We start from the raw sequence: 20,678 nt of genomic DNA, 5'->3' as shown, positions 1-20,678 counted from the left end.
AGGAGGAGACCACGATGAAGTTCACGAATGCACTGGTGCTTTCCAGCGCTGCCATCGCGCAGGCTCAGGTGGCGCAGGCTCAGGATGTCCCGGCTGCCACGGGCATCGGCGGCGGTGACGAGATCGTCGTCACCGGCAGCCGTGCGCAGGGCCGCTCCAAGCTGGATACCGCATCGCCGGTGGATGTCGTGACCGCGCAGGATCTGAAGCAGCAGGGCACGACCGAACTGGCCACCGCACTGGCCAACACGGTGCCTTCGATCAGCTTCCCGCGCCCTTCGGCGACGGACGGCACCGATGCCATCCGCCCTGCCACCCTGCGCGGCATGAGCCCGGATCAGACGCTGGTGCTCATCAACGGCGTGCGTGCGCACACATCGGCCTCGCTCAACGTCAACGGCGTGGTGGGGCGCGGGTCGGCTGCGGTCGATCTCAACACCATCCCCTCCACCGCACTCCAGTCGATCGAAGTCCTGCGTGACGGCGCATCGGCTCAGTACGGTTCGGACGCGATTGCCGGCGTCGTCAACCTGCGCCTGCGCGAAGCCGACCATGGCGGCGGGGCGACCGTCACTTACGGAATCTACGACACGCAGATCGACACCGCGCGCGACGGCCGCCACGTCACCGGGGAAAGCACCGTCACCGCATCTGGCTGGCAGGGGCTGAAGCTGGGCGGCGACGGCTTCCTGACCGTCTCTGGTGAATATACCCACCGCAATCCCACCAGCCGGGGCGACGTGGACCCTCGTCTAGCGACACCGGTGGTGGACAACCGCTTCGGCGATCCGAAGGTGGAAAGCTATTCGGTCTACGTCAACGCCGCCAAGCCGCTGGGCGATACCTGGGAACTGTACGGTTTCGGCGGGTATCAGTATCGCGATTCCACCTCGGCGGCGTTCCCCCGCCTCGACAGCGCCGCAGCCGCCTTTGGGCTCGATGGCTTCCTTCCGCTCATCAACACCCATTCCAAGGACTTCACCGTAACAGGCGGCCTGCGCGGCGAGATCGCCGGGTGGAAGGCCGACGTGAACGTCAGCTACGGTCGCAACCGGATCGATTACTGGACCCGCGATTCGGCGAACTACACCTATGGTGCGACCAGCCAGACCGACTTCTACGATGGCGCATCGATCTACGACCAGTGGGTCGCAGGGGTAGACTTCTCCAAGCAGTTCGACGTCTTCCAGTCGCTGAACGTGGCGTGGGGCATAGAAGGGCGCCGTGAAAGCTACGAGATCAAGGCCGGCGAACCTGCTTCCTACGGCTATGGCACCGTGTTTCCCAACGCCACGCCTGGCGCGCAGGGCTTCCCCGGCTTCTCCACGCTCAACGAAGTCAGCGAGCATCGCCAGAACGGCTCGATCTACCTCGACCTCGAAGCGCAGGTCACGGACAAGCTGCTCGTCGGGCTGGCCGGGCGCGGCGAGGACTATTCGGATTTCGGCACCACCGGCACCGGCAAGCTGTCGCTCCGCTACGACTTCAGCCCTGCTTTCGCGATCCGTGGCACCGCGTCCACGGGCTTTCGTGCGCCCAGCCTGATCCAGCAGTATTACACCTCGATCACCTCGGTCATCCAGAACGGCAACCAGATCGTCACCGGCACCTATCCCGCTACTTCGCCCACTGCCACGGCCCTGGGTGGCAGGGCTCTGGAGCCTGAGAAATCGACCAACCTCTCCGCCGGCTTCGTCGTGCGCAGCGGCGGGTTCTCGCTGACGGTGGACGGCTATCGCATCCATGTCCGCAACCAGATCGGCCTGTCGGAGAACATCCCGGTGACGTCGATCCCCGGCGTGTCCGCCGCGCGGTTCTTCCTCAACGGACTGGCCAGCACCACGAAGGGCATCGATGCCGTCGCCAACTACAAGCTGGTGACCGAGAACGCCGGCACCTTCGATTTCACGATCGCGGGCAACGTCAACGACATCAAGATCACCCGCGTGCCCACCAGCCCGCTGTCCACCCTGTTCGCCCGCAGCCGCATCCTGACCATCGAGCAGGGCACCCCCGGCGAAAAGGTGGCAGGCACGATCAACTGGGCCGGCGATACGCTGGGCGCAACTGCGCGCGTAACGTACTACGGCAACGTGCTGCAGCCGGGCACCGTGGTAACCAGCGACTACTACACCGGCAAGCGCGCCATCACCGACCTCGAACTGCGTTACCAGCCCCGCGAAGGTGCCTTCAACCTGGCAGTCGGTGCCAACAACCTGCTCGACGTATACCCCAAGAAGGTTCCCGCCGCGCTCAACAGCACGGGCGTGACCAGCTTCCCGTTCTACTCGCCTTACGGCTTCAACGGGCGTTACCTTTACGTTCGCGCGGGCCTGACCTGGTAATCCGACAAGGCGGCCTTGCGCCACTGCGGAACCTTCCGTAGCGGCGCAAGGCCCGTTACTTTTTTGCCGACCTGAAAAGAGAACCGCTTGCGCGCCCTGCTCCTGACCGCTGGTCTAGCCGCCCTCACCTTTTCCGCGATTGCACCCGCAGCGGCCGAAGCGCCGACGCCCCCTCCTGCAGCGGCAAAGCCGGTACAGTCCGGATTCGCCCGCCATGCCATGGTAGCAACGGCCAATCCGGTGGCGACGGAGGCGGGGCTCGCAGTCCTGAAGCGCGGGGGTTCCGCCGTCGATGCAGCGGTGGCGATCCAGACTGTTCTGGGTCTGGTGGAGCCGCAGAGTTCCGGCCTCGGCGGCGGCGGCTTCATGGTCTACTATGACGCCAGAACGCGCACGACCACTGCTTACGACGGGCGTGAAGTCGCCCCGAAGGGCGCGACGGATCGCCTCTTCGTCGGCGATGACGGCAAGCCCCTGCCCTTCTTCGACGCGGTGCTGGGCGGCATCTCCACCGGCGTTCCCGGCGCGATCGCTATGCTTGACCAGGCGCATCGGGACCATGGCAAGCTGGCTTGGGCCGATCTGTTCGATCAGGCCGAAAAGCTGGCGGACGAAGGTTTCATCGTCAGCCCGCGCCTTGCCGGGATGATCGTGTCCAAAGCTCCGCAGGCCAGTGCGCCCGATACTGTCCGCTACTTCACTAAGGCTGACGGCTCGCGCTATGTGGCCGGTGATCGCCTGAAGAACCCCGCCTATGCACAGACCCTGCGCCGCATCGCCAGCTATGGCGCCTCGGGCCTGCTGACCGGGCCGGTGGCGCAGGACATCCTCGACCGCGTTCATCAGGGGCCGCGCCCCAGCACGATGACGCTGGCCGATCTGGCGGCCTATCGTCCCACGGTAAAGCCTGCGCTCTGCAAGCCGTTCCTGAAGTGGGTGGTGTGCACCCCTCAGGCGCCTTCCGGCGGGCCGGGGCTGCAGATCGCGCTGGGCATCCTCGACCACACCGACATCGCCGCGCGCAATGCGGCCGACGAGAAGGCGTGGTTCGAATTCGCGCAGGCAAGTCGCCTCGCCTATGCCGACCGCGACCGCTATGTCGGCGATCCTGCCTTCGTGGACGTGCCCGTAAAGGGCCTGCTCGCGCCCGAATATCTTGCCCGGCGCGCCGCGCTGATCGGCGAGAAGGCCGGGCCGGTGACGTTCGGCCACCCCGAAGGCGCGCCGGATCGGGGCGCCGACAACACTCTGGAGCCGGGAGGCACCAGCCACTTCATCGTCGTAGACACCAAAGGCAATGTGGTTTCGATGACGACCACGGTGGAATCGATCTTCGGATCGGGCCGTATGGTGGACGGGTTCTTCCTCAACAACCAGCTGACCGATTCCTCGTTCTCGCCGACGGATGCCGATGGCACGCCTGCCGCCAACGCGCCGGGGCCGGGCAAGCGTCCCCGCTCAAGCATGGCGCCGGCGATCGTCCTCAACCGCGACGGCACGTTCCACGCGGCAGCGGGGTCGCCCGGCGGCAGCGCGATCCAGGCCTACAACCTGAAGGTGCTGGTAGCGATGCTGGGTTGGGGCATGACGCCGCAGGAATCGGCAGCGCTGCCCAACCTTGTCGCCAAGGGCCAGCAGTTCAGCGCCGATCCCTTCCCGGGCACCATCATGCAGGGGCTGAGCGCCCGCGATCTTCCGCTGTCGACCTCGAAGGGCGAGGAGTCCGGCATTCAGGCGATCATCAGGAAAGACGGCGGCTATCTGGGCGGTGCCGACCCCCGCCGCGAAGGCCGCGCCATCGGTTTCTGACAGCGCTTAGCGGGTATCGGCCCCGGTGACGAAAACGCCGGACGGCACGTCGGCGCCGGGGTTCACCTCTGCCACCAGAGCGTAGGCGCGGGCCACTGCCGGACGCTGGCCGATGGCATCGAACCAGCGCTGCAGATGCGGGAACCGGTCCAGCGACTGGCCATGCCGCTGCCATGGCACGATCCAGGGATAGCTGGCGATGTCGGCAATTGAATAGTCCGTCCCGGCCAGATACTCCCGGTCCGCAAGGCGCTTGTTAAGCACCCCGTAGAGGCGGCTTGTCTCGGCGCTATAGCGTTCGATGGCGTACGGAATCGGCTCAGGCGCGGCGTGGCGGAAATGGTGGTTCTGCCCGGCCATCGGGCCCAGCCCGCCCACCTGCCAGAACATCCACTGGATTGCCTCGGTCCGTCCGCGCAAGTCGGGCGGCAGGAACTGCCCGGTCTTCTCAGCCAGATAGTGCAGGATCGCCCCGGACTCGAAGACCGCGAGGGGCTGTTCGCCATCGGCCGGATCATCGTCCACGATCGCCGGTATCCGGTTGTTGGGCGCGATCGAAAGGAAGTACGGCAGGAACTGCTCACCCCGATCGAGATCGACCGGGGTGATGCGATAGGGCAGGCCCGCCTCTTCCAGGAAGATCGTGATCTTGTGACCGTTCGGCGTGGTCCAGTAATAGAGGTCGATCATGGCGGGCCTTTCGTACCTTGGCGGCTGACGATGCGGCGGCTTCAGCCGGGCTGGGACACCAGCCTCAGATAGGGTTTCCTGGTGACCCATCCGCCCGGGAACAGCGTCTTTGCCGCCTCGTCGCTGACGGACGGCACGATGATGACGTCATCGCCCTGCTGCCAGTCTGCCGGCGTGGCCACCTTGTGGCTGTCGGTCAGTTGCAGACTGTCGATCGTGCGCAGGATTTCGGCGAAGTTGCGGCCGGTAGAGGCGGGATAGGTCAAGGTCAGCCGCAGCTTGCGCGCAGGGTCGATCACCAGCACGGTCCGAACGGTCGTGGTATCGGAGGCGTTCGGATGGATCAGGTCCAGCAATTGCGATACCTTGCGGTCATGGTCGGCGATCAGCGGGAAGTTCAGCGCCGTGCCCTGCGTCTCCTCAATGTCCCTTGACCATTCCTCATGGCTGTCGGCGGGATCCACGGACAGGCCGATCACCTTGACCCCGCGCTGGTCGAACTCCGGCTTGAGCCGGGCCACTGTGCCAAGTTCGGTGGTGCAGACCGGCGTGAAATCGCGCGGATGGGAAAACAGCACCACCCAGTTGTCGCCCGCCCAGTCGTAGAAGTGCAGCGGCCCTTCGGTCGAATCCTGGGTGAAATCGGGAACGGTGTCGGAAAGCTTGAGAGACATGTCGGACCTTTCGAAAAGGCGGGCCGGCTCTTGCGGCGCGATGCGTTGCAGCCGGCGCGTGGAGAGCGGCGTGGAAACGGGACGGATACGATGCCTGACGCTGTCGTCCGGGCACAGGCGCCAGAGCGCAAGGTGCGGCGCCGCGCGTGCGGGCAGCCGGGCCAGAGCGGCGGGAACAAACCCGCGCCCCGGACCCTTCAAACCTATGCCGGCGTATGGCCAAGTCAACGGCAAGATTTATTTGCGGTCGCCCTAGCCATCATTGCCGCCCGACACGGAGGAAAGTGCATCTTCGCCATCGACCATGTTTTCTTGGACGGGTAAACGATGCTGCTGGCTTGACCGTGTAAATCTACAAATTTAGTTGAGAATAGCCATGACATCAGGGACATGGCTTGATTTTCGGGCATTCTCGTCATGACTACAGAGCCGACTTCACCCTTGGATGGGAGTTCCGCCCCCGATGATGCGGACTTCTGGAACGTCTCCGGGCTGGTGCAGGAGCTGGCCGACATTCGGCGCGAATGGCGGCAGGCCAACACCCATCATGCCGAATACGGCGTTGAAAGTTTCCCGTCGCGGGTCCGCCTAGCGAAGGTGATGGACGAGTTGTGCGGCGCGTTGTTCCCGCTGCGGCTGGGGCCTGATTTCGTGCGCCTGCACAACGAGGACAAGTTCGTTACCCAGACCCTGCAGATCGCGCTCAGCCGCCTGCACGCCCAGTTGCGGCTTGAACTGACCTATACCCTCGACGCGCCCGATGCGCAGGCGATAGAAGATGGCGCGACACGCATCGTCCTGGCGTTGTCCCATCAGCTGCCTGCCATACGCCGCCTGCTGGACATCGACATCGAAGCGGCTTTCCGGGGCGACCCGTCCGCGCGCAGCCTGGATGAAGTGCTGATCTGCTATCCCGGCCTTCTGGCGATCATTCACCACCGGCTGGCCCACACGCTGCACCTCGAAGGGGCGCCGCTGGTGGCGCGCATCATCTCGGAAATCTCGCACGGGCGCACCGGGATCGACATTCATCCCGGCGCCCGGATCGGCAAGGGCTTCTTCATCGACCACGGCACGGGCGTGGTAATCGGCGAAACCGCGATCATCGGTGACAACGTGCGGATATATCAGGGCGTCACGCTGGGGGCGAAGAACTTCCCGACCGAAGACACCGGGATGCTGGTCAAGGCGATCCCGCGCCATCCGATCATCGAAAACGGCGTCGTGATCTTCGCAGGGGCCACAATCCTTGGCCGGATCACCATCGGCGCGGGGTCGGAGATCGGCGGCAACGTCTGGTTGACCCATGACGTGCCGCCCGGAAGCCGCGTCCTGCAGGCGCGCGAACAGAACCAGGTCATCAGCCCGCAGGCAGAGTGATCCCCATCAGGCGGCGTCCAGCGCCTGCGCCAGATCGGCGACAATGTCGTCAGGGTGTTCGACGCCGATCGACAGGCGGACGGTGGATTGCAGCACGCCGATCCGGTCGCGCACGTCGACCGGGACGCCTGAATGCGTGGTCGTAGCCGGATGGCTGGCCAGCGATTCCGTGCCGCCAAGGCTGACCGCCAGCTTGAATATCTGCAACGCGTTCAAAAAGCGGAACGCGGCGGGCTGCCCGCCCACGATATCGAAAGCAAAGGTCGATCCCGCGCCGGTGCTCTGGGTGGCGAACAGGCGCGCTTGGGGAGACCCTTCCGGGAAGAAGGCGGGGTAGGCGACCTGCTCGACCTTGGCGTGGCCTTGAAGGAAGGCGGCGGCTTTCTGCGCATTGGCGTTGGCCCGTTCCATCCGCAGCCCCAGCGTTTCGAGCGATCGGCTGAGCATCCAGCAACTGTGCGGGTCCAGCTGCGTGCCGATGGCGCTGCGCAGCAGCCGCACTTCACGCATCAGCGCCGCCGAACCGAGCGCCGCGCCTGCTACCAGATCGGAATGGCCGCCGACGTACTTCGTCAGCGAATAAAGCGATATGTCGGCGCCATGCTGCAGCGGATGCTGGAACACCGGCCCAAGCAGCGTATTGTCGCAAACCAGCAGCGGGCGGTGGCCCTGCTCTTCGCCTATGGCATCGCAAATCCGCTTCAGTAGGGCGATATCGACAAGGCTGTTGGTGGGATTGGCAGGCGTCTCGACAAGGACGATGGACACCCGGCCCGCTGCGGCGGCCTGGCGGGCGGCAGCGGTTATGGCTGCTTCGTCCAGCCCGTCTGCGAAGCCTACCGTGGCAATGCCAAGGTTCGCGAAAGTGCGCGCCAGCAGCGTCTCCGTGCCACCGTACAGGGGCTGGGAGTGGAGGATGACGTCGCCGGGACGGGCAAAGGCCAGCACCGTCGTGGTGATCGCGGCCATCCCGGACGAAAACACCACGCCCGCTTCGGCCCCTTCGAACACGGAGAGGCGATCCTCGACGATCTCGCTGTTGGGATGGTTGAAGCGCGAATAGACCAGCCCCCTGCCCTGTCCCGGCGGCGGCTCCTTGCGCCCCGCGACGTAATCGAAGAAATCGCGTCCCTCTTCGGCGGTGGGGAAGACGAAGGTGGAAGTCAGGAATACAGGCGGCTTCACCGCGCCTTCGGAAAGGAACGGGTCGTACCCGTAGTTCAGCATCAGCGTGTCCGGGTGCAGCTTGTGCGTTCCGATATGCGTCTTGCTTTCACGCGGTGCGGTCATCTCTTCTCTCCTTGCCGGGCGGACGAGGGTGCGCCACCATGCACCAGATTGTCTACCATCGTGATAGACTTAACAACGAAGTGCGCTATGTCCAGAACGGTCGATGCGGTGAACGGGATTTGGTACTGATGATGAACGCTGGAAAGGGCGCCTGGCTCCGGTTCATGCTGGCGACTGTCGCTGTTACGGGATTGGCGGCGTGCAACCACAAGGCCGACAGTTCCGGAGCAAAGGACGGGACCACATCACAACATGCCGAAGGCGCGATCGCCTGGCGCGAAGGCGACGTCGACGATGCGTTTTCCGAGGCGCGGGAGAGTGGCAAGCCCGTGCTCCTTTACTGGGGCGCGCGGTGGTGCCCGCCGTGCAACCAGCTGAAATCGACCCTGTTCAAGGATCCCGCCTTCATCGAGCAGACACGCGCCTTCGTGCCGGTTTATCTCGATGGCGATTCCGAAGGTGCGCAGCGTTGGGGGGAGAAGTTCGGGATCAGCGGCTATCCCACCGTGATCGTTCTGCGGCCCGACGGGTCCGAGATCACCCGCGTATCCAGCGGCGCCACCGTGGCGCGCATCGCCGACGTCCTGAGACTGGCCGCTTCGCGCACGACCTCCATCGAAACGCTGCTGGCGACAGCGGCCAGCGATCCTGCACGCCTGACGCCAGACGACTGGAGCCTGCTTTCCGGGTTCGACTGGCAGAACGATCCGCGCCACTTCGGCGCCACGGGTGGTGCCGCCACCGTGCTGGATCGGCTGGCCGCAGCTGCGCCGGACGGGCCGCTGAAGCGGCGCTTCACTCTGCTTGCGCTGACGGTAGGGGCAGGTTCGCCCAACGGTAAGCCGGTGCTGCCGCCCGCCCGGCAGGCGGCCCTGACCCAGACCCTTCCGCAAGTCCTTGCATCGCCGGATGAGGTCAAGGCAAACCGGCAGGAACTGAGCTACAGCGTCCCTGCGCTGGTCGCCGCACTCTCCGCCGGACCGGAACGGGCGAAGCTGGGCAGTGCATTGATCGCCGCGCTGGACCGGATACATGACGACGCCTCATTGCCGATCCCGGATCGTCTGGGCACGGTGGCGGCGGACATCGCCCTTGCCAAGGATCAAACCGGCCATGTTCCCGCCGCCGTGCTGGCCAAGGTCCGCGCCCGTTCTGCCTGGGTCGATAGTGCGGCCAAGGACGCGATGGTTCGCCAGTCCGCCATATCCAACGCCGCCGATCTCCTGCACGAGGCCGGCGATGACAAGGGCGCCCGCACGCTGCTGGAAGGCGAATTGAAGCGCTCCGCCTCGCCCTATTACTACATGCTGTCACTGGCGGCGCTGGCGGAGGAAACCGGCGACGGCAAGGCCGCGATCGACTGGGCGCGCAAGGCGTATGAAACGGCGGAAGGACCGGCCACCCGCGTCCAGTGGGCGATCGCTTATTCGAGTACCGTGCTGCGGCAGGCGCCCAGGGACAAGGCCGCCGTCGAAGCCTCGGCGCAGGCCGTGATAAACGAACTGGCGAAGAATCCCGGCAGCTACTACCAGCGCACGCGGGTCAAGGTGTCGGCCTGGGGTCAGGCGGTACGCGAATGGAGCCGCGCGAACGATGGCGGCGCAGTGCTGGCAAATCTTGCCGCGAAGATGGCGCAGGTCTGCAAATCGCAGGGCGAGGGACAGGCTCAGTGCAACGCCTGGGGCAAGGCCGCAGCCTGAACTTCCAGAGAAATTCTGCCACCATCGTCATCGGTCGTGCGTTCAGCCCTACGAGAGGAAACGCAAATGACGATGACGCTTGCAGAACTGGCCAGGAAGATGCGGGACATCGATTTCGCGATGCTGGCAACCCATGCGGACGGCGGCGCCATCGCGGCCCGCCCCATGAGCAACAACCGCGAAGTCGATTATGACGGAGACGCGTGGTTCTTCACCGATGATACCACCCGCATGGTTACGGACATCGACGGCGACCCGCGCGTGGGCCTGAGCTATCAGGGAACGTCGGGCCTGCTGGGTATGCGGCCCTTCTTCGTTCACATAGAAGGCCGCGCTGTGCTGATCCGTGACCGGGCGCAATTCTCTGAGCACTGGACCAAGGGGCTGGAACGCTGGTGGCCGGACGGCATCGAGACGCCCGACCTTGTCCTCATCCGCGTGACCGGAGAGCGTGCACACTATTGGGACGGCGAGGACGAAGGAGAGCTTGTGATCGCGTCTTCAAGCGCCTGATCGCTGCACCATTCCTGCCGCCGGTGCCGGATTTCCAAGTCGAGCGATTCCAGTTCCTGTCGATAGCCCGCAAGCCGGATCGCACCGATCCGGTCCGCGTGGACGGAAACCTGTGACGCCAGCCTCTGCAGCATTTCGCGCGAATCGTCTTCGGGGATTCGTGCCAATGTGCAGGCCACCAGGTCGTGCAGTGCGTAGTGTGCGCCTTCGGAATGCAATGCCGCCTCTTCCAGCGCATGGAGGCGTTGCAGAATGCTTGCAGTCATAGCCGTATCGAGAACCCGCCGAACCGTTCGGCCCGGCGCCGTTACAACGATACGGAACGGGATGGACTAACGTAGGTTAGGACGCGGGCACATCGTCAGGCCTGATTTGCAGTTCGATGGTACGCGGCGGGTGCGTCGGCATCCTGCACGTCGTAAGCGAACCACTGGCTGCTGCCATGATCGTAGACCTGCACCAGCCCATCGGCGACCTGCGCCGAGAAGAACGTCGACGAAGCACGGTCATAGCCGCGGGCCGCATCGCCTTCCACCTCGAACGATATGTGCGAGCGATCCCCGCCGTCGAAGATTTCCGGGAGGGTGCCGCCGAACTTCGCCTGTCGATCCCCGTCCACTCCCTGAATGCCGCCATCGCGATACTCCGCGGCGATCCGCAGATCGCGCTTGGCAGTGTGATCATAAAGTCCAGCGACCTTGCGGCCGGTGAGAACGGCAAAGGCAGCCGCAGCGATCATCGAACGTGTATGGGATTGCATGGCTTCAACTTGGCACGCGAAACGCGGAAATCAAGCCGTCATCGAAATCCGCCATCCGCAACGGCAGCAGCTTGCCTGCGGCCATGGCCTTTGCAATGGCTGAGGGCAGAACAGCGCAGGCGCGCCCAGGAGTATGAGATGAAGACGACGTCGATAGCGGGAAAGCGCGTGCTGTTTGTCATGGCGACAACGCACGAATATGGCGCGCACCTGCAGGCGCGCATCGACCCGCTGATCACCGGGGTTGGCCCTGTGGAAGCGGCGATCGGCACCACGGCCTGTCTGCAGCAGCTGCATGATGCCGGCGAATTGCCCGACCTTGTCGTGTCGCTCGGATCCGCCGGGTCGCGGCGGTGTCAGTTGGGGGCCGTCTATCAGGTGGAAAGCGTGTCGTGGCGCGACATGGATGCATCGCGCATTGGGTTTGCCAAGGGCGTTACGCCGTTTGCCGACCATCCGGCGGTCATGCCCCTGCCCGTGATGCTGCCCGACCTGCCCCGCGCCTCACTGTCCACCGGCGGTGACATCGTGGGCGGCGACCGTTACGCCGAAATAGACGCCGATATTGTCGAGATGGAGACTTATGCGGTGCTGCGCGCCTGCCAGCGCTTTGGGGTGCAGATGATCGGCCTGCGCGGCATATCGGACGGGCCGGGTGAACTGGATGGCCTGTCAGGGTGGACCGATCTGCTTCGTGTGCTGGACGAACGCCTTGCCGAAGCGGTGGATGGGCTGTTCGTGGTACTGGCGCAGGCGACGGAGTTGGACGAAGCCGTTTCCTGACGCGCAACCTTGCCGCCCTCCGCTCGTTCGATGTCAAAGCCCATCCCGGAGAACTGGCATTGACGATCATCGTCCATCATCTTGAGAATTCCCGCTCGCAACGCGTGCTCTGGATGTTGGAGGAACTGGGCATCCTCTACGAAGTGAAGCGATACGAACGCGATCCGCAGACCATGCTGGCACCGCCCGAACTGCGGCGGATCCACCCACTGGGCAAATCGCCGGTCATCGTCGACCGCGATCCATCCGGGGCCGAACGGATCATCGCGGAAACCGGCGCGATCGTGGAGTACCTTGTCGCCAAGGCGGACGGGCGACTTGGCAAGCCCTATGCCGACGATGCGGCGCTGCGCTATCGGCACTTCCTGCATTATGCCGAAGGGTCGTTGATGCCGCCGCTGCTGGTCAATCTGGTGCTGGGCCGCATCCCGCTAGTGGGCAAGACCGCGCAGAAGAAGCTGCAACCGATGATCGACGTCCACCTCGACTTCGTGGAACGCGAACTGGCTTCGCGGCCGTGGTTCGCCGGAGACGCCTTCACCGCTGCCGACATCATGATGAGCTTCCCGCTCGAAGCCGCCTGCGACCGTGGCGGCCTGGACGTTGGACGGCCTGCAACTCTTGGATGGCTGGACAAGATCCACGCCCGCCCCGCCTATCAGGCCGCGTTGGTGAAGGGCGGGCCTTATCGTTATGCGTAAGGATGCAACATCCGGGGCGCTACTCCGTTGATATACGGGTCTTTCAAGGAGATCCGCATGCGCCAAGGTCTGATCGCTTCCTCGCTCCTCGCCATGACTTGCGTGTTGTCGGGGTGCGGGTCAGGCTCGAAAGCGCCCGAAGCGCCGCCGTCCGCCGTCAGCATCGATCAGGTCCAGTGGACGGACGATGCCGTGCGCGATCTTCGCGCTGCCATGGACCGGCGCGCAGAGCATGGGCTGGATGCGATGACCTTCGCGATAGAAGGCAAGCCCGGCAATGCCGATGGCGACCGGGCGCTGACGCAAAGCGCGCTTCGCTACGCATCGGCGCTGGCCCGCGGCGCTACAGACCCTACCAAGCTCTACGACGTATACACCGTCCCCCGCCCCCGGCCCGATCTGCTGCCGGGCCTTGCCAAGGCGTTGAAGGACCGCAAGCTGGGCGAGTGGCTGGCTGGCCTTGCTCCTGACGCGGATGGATACCATCGCCTGTCCAAGGCATATCTCGCCCTGCGCCGACCGCAGGATGCCCAGACGCCCGCTATTCCCGCGAAGAGCGAGCCGCTCAAGCCCGGCTCCACCGACCCCCGCATCCCGCTGATCGCACGGCAGCTGGTGGCGCTGGACTATCTCGATGGGGGGGCTGCGGGCGGCGACCGCTATAATCCCGCGATGGTCCGCGCGGTACAGCGCATGCAGGCGGATTACGGGATCAAGCCCGACGGCGTCATCGGCAACGACGCGCTTGAGATCCTCAACCTCTCCGACCTCGACAAGGCGCGCGCGATCGCCATTGCCATGGAACGCATGCGCTGGCTTGATCGCACCCCGCCCGCCACGCGGATCGACGTGAACATCGCTGCCGGGCGGCTTGCCTATTGGCGGGACGGCAAGATGGTGGATACCCGTAAGGCCGTCGTTGGCGAACCTGAGAACGAAACGCCCCAACTCGGCTCCCCCATCTATCGCCTCGTGGCCAACCCCACATGGACGGTGCCCCGCTCCATCCAGAGCAAGGAGATCGCGGGCAAAGGCAGCGCGTATCTGCGCCGCAACAACATGGCGTGGAAGGACGGCTGGATCGTGCAGCAGCCGGGGCCGAAGAACTCGCTGGGGCTGGTGAAGTTCGACATGAAGAACGAGCACCAGATCTACCTCCACGACACGCCAGCCAAGCAACTGTTCCAGGAGGTGCAGCGCCAGCGCAGCCATGGCTGCGTGCGAGTGGAGGACGCGCTGGGCTTTGCCGAAATGCTGGCCCGCGACGAGGGCGTGCTTGACGAATGGCATCGCGCCCGCGCGACCGGCAAGGAGGCTTTCGTGCCGCTACCACGTGAAATCCCGGTACGCCTGCTGTACCAGACCGTGCTATTCGGCGAAGACGGACAGCCGGTCATCCGCTCCGATCCTTATGGCTGGAACGATGCCGTGGCAAAGGCGCTGGGCTTTGCCGCAGGCCAGAGCCATCGCGTGAAGGGCCAGGGTGAAGACGTAGGACCATAAGGGTCTCCGCTCGTTGGAAACCAAAACGCCTGTTCAAGCGATTTTCCCGTTATGGACCAGGAAGCCTCGACGATACCGCCCCCCGCAGCCGAACCTGCCGATCACAAGCGTCAGCGGCGGTGGCACATCGTGCGCAATGTGGTGCTGGCGGTCGTCGGCGCGATATTCGCGGTATGGCTGGTCCTTTTCATCACCAAGGGGCGCTTCCTGAAGCAGCCCTTCAGCAGCATCGCCAGTTCGCTGACCGATCGCAAGGTCACCGTAGGAGGCGATTTCCAGCTGTATTTCGCCCCCTTTCGCATCAAGTTCGTGGCGGAAAGGCTGACCGTGTCCAATCCGCAATGGGCCAGGGAGCGTACCCTGTTCGCGGCCCGGCGGATCGATGCCCGGATCGCACCGCTATCATTGCTGTTCGGCAAGCGGCGGTTCTACGCGCTCGATCTGGATCAGGGCGTCGCCAATCTGGAGTGGGACAAGCAGCACCGCCGCAACACCTGGACATTCAGCTCCGAGGGCGATGGCAAGCCGTTCGAGATGCCGCGCATTGATCGTGCCACGGTGACGGGCACGAAGATCCGCTACGTCGACCCGCAAATGCCGCTGCTGGCAGACCTTGCCATCGATCCCATCGCGGCGAAGGACGCGCGGATCGGCAAGGCGGTGGGCGTCAAGGGCACCGGACGTTTCCGCAACACGCCCTTTCGGCTCAACGCCCGGCTGCTGTCCCCCGACGCCAGCATCACCGGGGGCCGGAACCAGCTTGAAGCGCAGGCCTGGGCCGCCAACAGCGTGATCACCGTGGCCGGCACCCTGCCCACGCTTACGGATGTGGAGGGCGTGCCCCTGAAGGTATCCGCCAAGGGAAGCGACCTTTCCGATCTGCTGGCTGTGATCGACGTCGCCATCCCGCAGACGCGGCGCTATGCGCTGAAAGCAGACATGGTGAAGCGCGATCGCACCTATCGCTTTACCGACATGACCGGCACCTTCGGGCAATCGGATCTGTCGGGACGGTTCACGATCACCAACGAACAGCGCCTGCGGCTGGATGCGGCGCTGACGACCCGGCGCCTGGATATCGTCGATGCCGCGCCCTTCATCGGCTACAACCCGGATGTCGTTGCCGCCAAAGGCGCGGTAGCTGCGGCCGCCGCGACAGGCGCCGGCGCCCGGCGCGTACTGCCCGATGCCAACTTGCCGGTTGAGATGATGCAGCGGTTCGATGCCGGGCTGGAGTGGAAGATCGCGGTCGTCCGCTCACGCAACGTGCCCGTCTCCAACATCGCGCTGAAGCTGTCGCTGGACAAGGGACGGCTGGCGCTGTCGCCGCTTACATTCTCCATGGCGCGCGGCGATGTGGCGTCGGACCTGATCTTCGACACGCGGCAGCGGCCATCCGCCATCAGCTATGACATTCGGCTTGCCTCGACACCGCTGGGACGGTTGCTGGCGGGATATGGCCTGGCCGATTCCGGCACGACCGGCACGATCCATGGCCGGATCAAACTGGACGGGCGCGGCGACACGATCCATGATTCCCTTGCATCGGCGTCGGGGCGCATCGCCTTCATCATGCCGCACGGCACCTTATGGACCCAGAACGCCCAGCTTGCGGAGCTCGACCTCGGCACCTTCCTGTCCAAGATGTTCCAGGGCAAGCTGAAGAAGCCGATCGAGGTCAACTGCGGCCTCCTCGCCTTCACCGTTCGCGGGGGTATCGCCATGGCGGATCCGATCCTGATAGACACCAGCAAGAACGTCGTCACCGGTCGCGGCGGCTTCAGCTTCGCCACAGAGGCAGTGGACCTTGCGTTCAAGGCCGACGGCAAGAAATTCAGCCTGTTCTCGGGCCAGTCGCCCGTGGGTATCGGCGGACGTTTTGCAGAGCCGAAGCTGCAGGTCATCAGTCCGCAGTTGCTGGGCCGCGCAGGTGCGGGTCTGGGGCTGGCGGTTGTGGCGACGCCGGTTGCTGGTCTGCTGGCGTTCGTCGATCCGGGCGATGCCAAGTCTGCGGCCTGCGGCCCGGTTCTGGCCGGCAAGTCCGCCGCTGCCCAGCGCACCACAAAGGGCAAGCCGCGCGACGATGTGGGCAGCCGTCGGTAATCTTCTCGCGTTGCCCAGCACCTGATCCCGGACAGTGGCGGATGTCGGGAAATGGCCTGTCGCCGGGGCGACGGTTTGATCATGGCAGTGCATACGAAAAGTGCCGGTCGAAGATCGACCGGCACCCTGAATTTCTGTGATGACCTTCAGATCAGTTGGACGGCTTCTTCGCCTCGCCCTGCGCCGCCTCGCTGACAGCATCTTCCGTCGGATAGCGGGCGTCCCGCTGTGTGCCCGCTTGTTCCTCAGCGCGACGAGTGGCCGCGTCGGCTTCTTTCTCGGTGAGGCGGGAGGGCGGGCCACCGACGCCGTTCTGGCCTTCGGCGTTCATGCCGGGGTTCAGACGTTCGTCTTCGTGTTCTTCGGCCATGGGCTTGTCTCCGTCAGGCTGCGACGGCGGCGCGATGCTGCCACAGATGCGCGCGATAGCGTTCGAAGCAGCGCTGCCCGCAAGTCAGGCGCATCAGCGCGCCTTCGGCAATCGCCACGGCCCGTGCCGGTTCTTCCTGGACGAGCGGGTACAATGCTTCCTCGTTCCACGCCTCGCTATGCTTGACGTCAAGGACGGCATGAAGATCGAAGTACCGACGCTCGCTGCCGGACAGACCGATGCGGCGCAGGCCCTTTGCCACAAGCGCGGACCGGCCCGGCGCCGTCAGCTCGATGACGCCCAGCGCACCCACCGAATGCCACGCATAGCGGCGCGACGCAGCCATGCCGGTCATCGCATTGGCAAGCGCCAGACTTTCGGGCACGGTGCTCTCGATGGCGGGGTCCACTTCCAGCGCATCGGCGACGACGTGCAGCATCGGACCATGCATGCCCTTCGCATTGCCACGGCCCATTTCGTCCCAGTAATTGCGCGCGAGTTCCAGTTTGGCCTGATCGGGCAGCTTGACCTGCGTCATCGCGACCAGATCGTCGAAACCGGCCTCTCCAGCAGCTTCCTGCTCGAAGAACCAGCGCAGTTCCTCACGCGTGGCGTGTTCGGCCAGCCACGGGAAAAGCGGGTCGTTCTGGCCGGGACCGCGTTCGATCAGCCCCTCGAACCACGCCACGAACCCTTCGGCGTCACGCGGTGCCTTGCTGGCCTCGTCCGCAATTTCGGCTCGAAGCGCTTCGAGGAACTGCCCTTCCACGACCTGCATCTGGAGATCGTCGGCAAGGCGCGCCTGCCAATCTTCCTCCGGGAAGGCGGGCGACAAGCGCTGCCGGTTCCATCGCGCCAGCGCCTGCTGGAAATCGTCCGACAGGTAAAAGTCGACGGAAGTGGATCGGTCCGCCGGAGTAAAGTCGAGCATGTGAATCCTCTGAACTGGAATGCGCCGCTCAGGCGCGCGCGTGACCCGCGTGGCCGCGCGAAGTTGAACCAAATGCCGAAAGCCGGCTTTCGCCGGGGCGCACGATCGGGACGTCGTACCGCTTCAGGTCGTCGATCAGCAGGCCGAGACAGGGGGTTTGTGGCAACGAACCGATCACGGCCACCTGGGGCATCACCTCGCCGAACAGGGCAAGGGCATCCCACGCGGTATCGAACGCGCGCAGTTCGTAGCCGAACCGCAGCAGCTCCGCTGCCTCGCGCCTGATCGCGGAGGAATATCCTCCGACGATCAGGGCCACGGGCTTTTCTTTCGAGCTTCTCTCCATGCCAAACCAACCGGCAGGAGCAGAGTCGAGGTCCGCGCTTCTAACTTCGATCAAGGTTTTCGGCAGCGATGCTGCGCAGCATGAGGGCGAGTTCATCGTTACCCTGCGCCTCTGCCACGGACGCCGCATCGTTGCCGGCGGCGTCCACCGCATCGATCGGCGCCCCCGCATCCAGCAGCAGCTGCACCACGTCGCGGCGGTCGAACAGAGATGCCATCATCAGCGCGGTCTGCCCCGCCCCGTTACGGTGGCGCGGGTCTGCACCGGCATCCAGCAACAGCCGGGCGACGGGCAGATAGCCCTTGAATGCCACACCCATCAGCGCGCTGCCGCTACCACCGGGCCCGCCCGTGCCGTCAGGCCGAGCGCCAAGGTCCAGCAGCAGCGCAGTCGTGCTGCGGTGGCCGTGGTAACTGGCGAGCACGAGCGGCGAATGCCCCCGTGCGTCACATGCCTCGATGTCGGCACCCGCCTGCAGCAATGCGGGAATGACGTCATCCCGACCCAGCCGGGCGGCGTCGAAAAGCAGATCCTGCAGGCGATCAGCCGACGGAAGCGGCGGAGCTTCACGCTCCGCCGTCCCCGGACACATGGCCGCAGCGGTCATCCGCCGTTCGCCTTCAGGAAGCCCGCCGCATCGAGGTCGATCTTCAGTTCACGATCCCACACGCGCAGGAGCGCGCAACTGTCGAGGAAGGCCTTCGCATCGCCTGCCCCTTCCAGCGGCACAAGGCCTTCGTCGTGATCCGTTGCAGCGATGCCGGCGCGTTCCAGCAAGGGCAGCGCCTCGGCAGTATAGGCGATGAACTTGCCGTGCCCGAACGCGTCGTTGACGAAGTCCTTGGCGGTCTTGTCCTCTGCCAGCATCGCCGCACCTTCGGCGGACACGACCACGGCTACGGCATCGTAGAGGACCGATGGCCCGCCATCGATCTTTTGCTTGCCTTCGACCATGGTACCGTCGTCAAGCGTCGCGCCTGCCACCTTGGGCGTCACGATCTCGTAGATCGCGGGCAGCTTCTCGACGGCAGCCACCAGCGCCTTGACCAGCGATGCCGCTGCGCCGTCCGTCACCAGGATGCCCAGCTTGCGCCCGGCAAAGCTGTCCGGGCCGCGCTTGACGATGCTGAGCGCTTCGGAGGGCGGCAGATCGGTGCGGGTGGGGACCGCCGCCGGGAAGGGCTTAGGCAGCTTGGGCAGGCCCAGTCCGTCAGCCACGACCGTCGCCAGCGTCTCGTCGATGTTGAGCAGGTGCGAGACGATGTTCTCGCGAATGTCGATGCGTTCGCACTTCGAAAGCTCGAACACCAGCGCGTCGCCGATGTGCTTCTGCTCGATCGGGGTCTGGCTGATGAAAAACTGTCGCGCCTGGCTGTAGTGGTCCGCGAAAGTGGCGGAACGGACCTGTGCCTTGCGGCCCGTTTCCTGCGCGGGGAAGTGGCGATAGCCGATATCGGGGCTTTCGCGTGGGCCGCCCCAGCTGTTGGGCTCGTAATTCACGCGCCCCTTGGGGTTGCGCATCGCCATGTGCCCGTCCTGCTGGAAGTTCTGCACAGGCACCTTGGGCGCGTTGATCGGGATATGCGTGAAGTTGGGGCTACCCAGGCGCTTCAGCTGGGTGTCGAGGTACGAGAAATTGCGCCCCTGCAGCAGCGGGTCGTTGGTGAAGCCGATGCCCGGCACCACGTTCTGGGTGCAGAAGGCAACCTGCTCCGTCTCTGCAAAGAAGTTGTCGACCACGCGGTCCAGCACGAAGCTGCCGATGCGGCGCACGGGGATCTGTTCTTCCGGGATGATCTTGGTGGAATCAAGCACGTCGAACTCGAAGCTGTCGGCGAAATCGTCGTCGAACAGCTGCACGCCCAAATCCCAGATCGGCGGAGTGCCCATGGTGATGGCATCCCACAAGTCGCGGCGGTGGAAGTCGGGATCGGCGCCGTTGATCTTGACCGCCTCGTTCCACATCACCGACTGCAGGCCCATGCGCGGCTTGAAGTGGAACTTGACGTAAGTGCCCTTCCCTTCCGCATCGATCAGGCGGAACGTGTGGACGCCGAACCCTTCCATGAACCGGAAGGATCGCGGGATCGCCCGGTCGGACATGGTCCACATGATCATGTGCATGGATTCGGGCGTCAGGCCGATGAAATCCCAGAAGTTGTCATGCGCCGTCTGGGCCTGCGGGAATCCGCGGTCCGGCTCCTGCTTTGCGGCATGAACCAGATCGGGAAACTTGATCGCGTCCTGGATGAAGAACACCGGGATGTTGTTGGCGACGATGTCCCAGTTGCCTTCCTTGGTGTAGAACTTGGCCGCAAAGCCGCGCACGTCGCGTGCGAGATCGAACGAGCCCTTGTTGCCGGCCACCGTGGAAAAGCGCACGAACATGGGCGTCTGCTCGCCCACTTCGGTCAGCACCTTGGCGGTGGTGTATTCGGCCAGGCTTTCATCGAGCGTGAAAGTGCCGTGGACGCCAAATCCGCGCGCGTGGACTACGCGTTCGGGGATGCGTTCATGGTCGAAGTGGAAGATCTTTTCGCGAAAGTGAAAGTCCTCCAGCAGCGTCGGGCCGCGTTCGCCCAGCTTCAGGCTGTTCTGGTCGTCCGCGATCGGGACGCCCTGCTGCGTCGTCAACGCATCGCCGATGCCGGGCGCCAGCTGATGAAGTTCTCCCCCCTCGCCCACCTGCGTCTCGAAGGCCTGTGCGTGCGACTGCGCGCCGGTGTCCTTGCCGATCGTTCCCGCCATTCCTGTGCTCCGATGATGTGTGTCATGGTCAT

19 protein-coding genes are annotated in these 20,678 nt (G+C 64.7%); 9 read left to right on the top strand and 10 right to left on the bottom strand.

All coding sequences use genetic code 11. The features are described from left to right. The first annotated feature begins 14 nt into the window (after positions 1–14). Positions 15–2,345, top strand: coding sequence for a TonB-dependent receptor plug domain-containing protein (locus GGR40_RS06780; protein WP_429275453.1), 2,331 nt, complete (start codon positions 15–17; stop codon positions 2,343–2,345). Positions 2,346–2,432: 87 nt separating this feature from the next. Next, positions 2,433–4,154 (top strand): gamma-glutamyltransferase family protein, encoded by a 1,722-nt coding sequence (locus tag GGR40_RS06775; RefSeq protein ID WP_429275452.1) that lies wholly within the window; start codon positions 2,433–2,435, stop codon positions 4,152–4,154. 6 nt (positions 4,155–4,160) lie between these two features. Here the strand turns inward: GGR40_RS06775 and GGR40_RS06770 are convergent, their stop codons facing one another. Beyond that, a complete protein-coding gene (locus GGR40_RS06770) occupies positions 4,161–4,844 on the bottom strand; it encodes a glutathione binding-like protein (RefSeq protein ID WP_429275451.1) in 684 nt (227 codons plus the stop codon). 41 nt (positions 4,845–4,885) lie between these two features. Continuing rightward, entirely contained in the window at positions 4,886–5,518 is a 633-nt protein-coding gene (locus GGR40_RS06765; RefSeq protein ID WP_429275603.1) for a peroxiredoxin, read from the bottom strand. A 417-nt stretch (positions 5,519–5,935) separates the two neighbouring features. Here GGR40_RS06765 and epsC point away from each other — a divergent pair, with 417 nt between their 5' ends. Beyond that, a complete protein-coding gene (gene epsC / locus GGR40_RS06760; RefSeq protein ID WP_429275450.1) occupies positions 5,936–6,898 on the top strand; it encodes a serine O-acetyltransferase EpsC in 963 nt (320 codons plus the stop codon). A 6-nt stretch (positions 6,899–6,904) separates the two neighbouring features. On the opposite strand, the gene GGR40_RS06755 is transcribed toward epsC, so the two are convergent. Beyond that, on the bottom strand, positions 6,905–8,188 hold the full coding sequence (locus GGR40_RS06755) for a cystathionine gamma-synthase family protein (protein WP_429275449.1): 1,284 nt from the start codon (positions 8,186–8,188) through the stop codon (positions 6,905–6,907). A 128-nt stretch (positions 8,189–8,316) separates the two neighbouring features. Here GGR40_RS06755 and GGR40_RS06750 point away from each other — a divergent pair, with 128 nt between their 5' ends. Together GGR40_RS06750 and GGR40_RS06745 are read left to right on the top strand one after the other, a co-directional pair. Continuing rightward, on the top strand, positions 8,317–9,888 hold the full coding sequence (locus GGR40_RS06750; protein WP_429275448.1) for a thioredoxin family protein: 1,572 nt from the start codon (positions 8,317–8,319) through the stop codon (positions 9,886–9,888). A 66-nt stretch (positions 9,889–9,954) separates the two neighbouring features. Beyond that, entirely contained in the window at positions 9,955–10,401 is a 447-nt protein-coding gene (locus tag GGR40_RS06745; protein WP_429275447.1) for a pyridoxamine 5'-phosphate oxidase family protein, read from the top strand. On the opposite strand, the gene GGR40_RS06740 is transcribed toward GGR40_RS06745, so the two are convergent. Further along, positions 10,347–10,667, bottom strand: a complete 321-nt coding sequence (locus tag GGR40_RS06740; protein WP_429275446.1) for a hypothetical protein — start codon at positions 10,665–10,667, stop codon at positions 10,347–10,349. The genes GGR40_RS06745 and GGR40_RS06740 overlap by 55 nt on opposite strands. 95 nt (positions 10,668–10,762) lie before the next feature. Continuing rightward, on the bottom strand, positions 10,763–11,161 hold the full coding sequence (locus GGR40_RS06735; protein WP_429275445.1) for a hypothetical protein: 399 nt from the start codon (positions 11,159–11,161) through the stop codon (positions 10,763–10,765). A gap of 138 nt (positions 11,162–11,299) precedes the next feature. Here GGR40_RS06735 and GGR40_RS06730 point away from each other — a divergent pair, with 138 nt between their 5' ends. The 4 genes from GGR40_RS06730 to GGR40_RS06715 are packed head-to-tail and all read left to right on the top strand — an operon-like array spanning position 11,300 to position 16,251. Continuing rightward, positions 11,300–11,944, top strand: coding sequence for a 5'-methylthioadenosine/S-adenosylhomocysteine nucleosidase (locus GGR40_RS06730; RefSeq protein ID WP_429275444.1), 645 nt, complete (start codon positions 11,300–11,302; stop codon positions 11,942–11,944). A gap of 59 nt (positions 11,945–12,003) precedes the next feature. After that, the gene (locus GGR40_RS06725; RefSeq protein WP_429275443.1) at positions 12,004–12,645 is read left to right on the top strand and encodes a glutathione S-transferase family protein; all 642 of its coding nucleotides are present in this window, start codon (positions 12,004–12,006) and stop codon (positions 12,643–12,645) included. Between the two features lie 57 nt (positions 12,646–12,702). Continuing rightward, positions 12,703–14,148: a L,D-transpeptidase family protein gene (locus GGR40_RS06720; protein ID WP_429275442.1), complete on the top strand. Its 1,446-nt coding sequence runs from the start codon at positions 12,703–12,705 to the stop codon at positions 14,146–14,148. Positions 14,149–14,199: 51 nt separating this feature from the next. Next, positions 14,200–16,251, top strand: a complete 2,052-nt coding sequence (locus GGR40_RS06715) for an AsmA family protein (protein ID WP_429275441.1) — start codon at positions 14,200–14,202, stop codon at positions 16,249–16,251. Positions 16,252–16,402: 151 nt separating this feature from the next. Here GGR40_RS06715 and GGR40_RS06710 read toward each other — a convergent pair whose 3' ends face one another. The 5 genes from GGR40_RS06710 to GGR40_RS06690 all read right to left on the bottom strand — a co-directional run bounded on the left by GGR40_RS06710 (position 16,403) and on the right by GGR40_RS06690 (position 20,646). Continuing rightward, the gene (locus GGR40_RS06710; RefSeq protein ID WP_429275440.1) at positions 16,403–16,621 is read right to left on the bottom strand and encodes a hypothetical protein; all 219 of its coding nucleotides are present in this window, start codon (positions 16,619–16,621) and stop codon (positions 16,403–16,405) included. 13 nt (positions 16,622–16,634) lie between these two features. Beyond that, positions 16,635–17,552: an iron-containing redox enzyme family protein gene (locus tag GGR40_RS06705; RefSeq protein WP_429275439.1), complete on the bottom strand. Its 918-nt coding sequence runs from the start codon at positions 17,550–17,552 to the stop codon at positions 16,635–16,637. A gap of 28 nt (positions 17,553–17,580) precedes the next feature. After that, a complete protein-coding gene (locus GGR40_RS06700) occupies positions 17,581–17,871 on the bottom strand; it encodes a hypothetical protein (protein WP_429275438.1) in 291 nt (96 codons plus the stop codon). A gap of 67 nt (positions 17,872–17,938) precedes the next feature. Continuing rightward, positions 17,939–18,505, bottom strand: coding sequence for an ankyrin repeat domain-containing protein (locus GGR40_RS06695; protein ID WP_429275437.1), 567 nt, complete (start codon positions 18,503–18,505; stop codon positions 17,939–17,941). Continuing rightward, positions 18,502–20,646 (bottom strand): catalase, encoded by a 2,145-nt coding sequence (locus tag GGR40_RS06690; RefSeq protein WP_429275436.1) that lies wholly within the window; start codon positions 20,644–20,646, stop codon positions 18,502–18,504. Before GGR40_RS06690 ends, GGR40_RS06695 begins: the two co-directional genes overlap by 4 nt. Between the last annotated feature and the right edge of the window lie 32 nt (positions 20,647–20,678).

Source organism: Novosphingobium gossypii, from assembly GCF_050433305.1.
In the GTDB taxonomy this organism is placed as follows: domain Bacteria; phylum Pseudomonadota; class Alphaproteobacteria; order Sphingomonadales; family Sphingomonadaceae; genus Novosphingobium; species Novosphingobium gossypii.
This window is presented reverse-complemented; position numbering and strand designations above follow the sequence as displayed.

What these genes read in the sequence shown, in the direction of transcription:
- GGR40_RS06780 (WP_429275453.1), top strand. Translation starts at nt 15, where the DNA reads ATGAAGTTCACGAATGCACTGGTGCTTTCCAGCGCTGCCATCGCGCAG.
- GGR40_RS06770 (WP_429275451.1), bottom strand. Translation starts at nt 4,844, where the DNA reads ATGATCGACCTCTATTACTGGACCACGCCGAACGGTCACAAGATCACG.
- GGR40_RS06765 (WP_429275603.1), bottom strand. Translation starts at nt 5,518, where the DNA reads ATGTCTCTCAAGCTTTCCGACACCGTTCCCGATTTCACCCAGGATTCG.
- epsC (WP_429275450.1), top strand. Translation starts at nt 5,936, where the DNA reads ATGACTACAGAGCCGACTTCACCCTTGGATGGGAGTTCCGCCCCCGAT.
- GGR40_RS06755 (WP_429275449.1), bottom strand. Translation starts at nt 8,188, where the DNA reads ATGACCGCACCGCGTGAAAGCAAGACGCATATCGGAACGCACAAGCTG.
- GGR40_RS06750 (WP_429275448.1), top strand. Translation starts at nt 8,317, where the DNA reads ATGATGAACGCTGGAAAGGGCGCCTGGCTCCGGTTCATGCTGGCGACT.
- GGR40_RS06745 (WP_429275447.1), top strand. Translation starts at nt 9,955, where the DNA reads ATGACGATGACGCTTGCAGAACTGGCCAGGAAGATGCGGGACATCGAT.
- GGR40_RS06740 (WP_429275446.1), bottom strand. Translation starts at nt 10,667, where the DNA reads ATGACTGCAAGCATTCTGCAACGCCTCCATGCGCTGGAAGAGGCGGCA.
- GGR40_RS06735 (WP_429275445.1), bottom strand. Translation starts at nt 11,161, where the DNA reads ATGCAATCCCATACACGTTCGATGATCGCTGCGGCTGCCTTTGCCGTT.
- GGR40_RS06730 (WP_429275444.1), top strand. Translation starts at nt 11,300, where the DNA reads ATGAAGACGACGTCGATAGCGGGAAAGCGCGTGCTGTTTGTCATGGCG.
- GGR40_RS06720 (WP_429275442.1), top strand. Translation starts at nt 12,703, where the DNA reads ATGCGCCAAGGTCTGATCGCTTCCTCGCTCCTCGCCATGACTTGCGTG.
- GGR40_RS06715 (WP_429275441.1), top strand. Translation starts at nt 14,200, where the DNA reads ATGGACCAGGAAGCCTCGACGATACCGCCCCCCGCAGCCGAACCTGCC.
- GGR40_RS06710 (WP_429275440.1), bottom strand. Translation starts at nt 16,621, where the DNA reads ATGGCCGAAGAACACGAAGACGAACGTCTGAACCCCGGCATGAACGCC.
- GGR40_RS06705 (WP_429275439.1), bottom strand. Translation starts at nt 17,552, where the DNA reads ATGCTCGACTTTACTCCGGCGGACCGATCCACTTCCGTCGACTTTTAC.
- GGR40_RS06695 (WP_429275437.1), bottom strand. Translation starts at nt 18,505, where the DNA reads ATGACCGCTGCGGCCATGTGTCCGGGGACGGCGGAGCGTGAAGCTCCG.
- GGR40_RS06690 (WP_429275436.1), bottom strand. Translation starts at nt 20,646, where the DNA reads ATGGCGGGAACGATCGGCAAGGACACCGGCGCGCAGTCGCACGCACAG.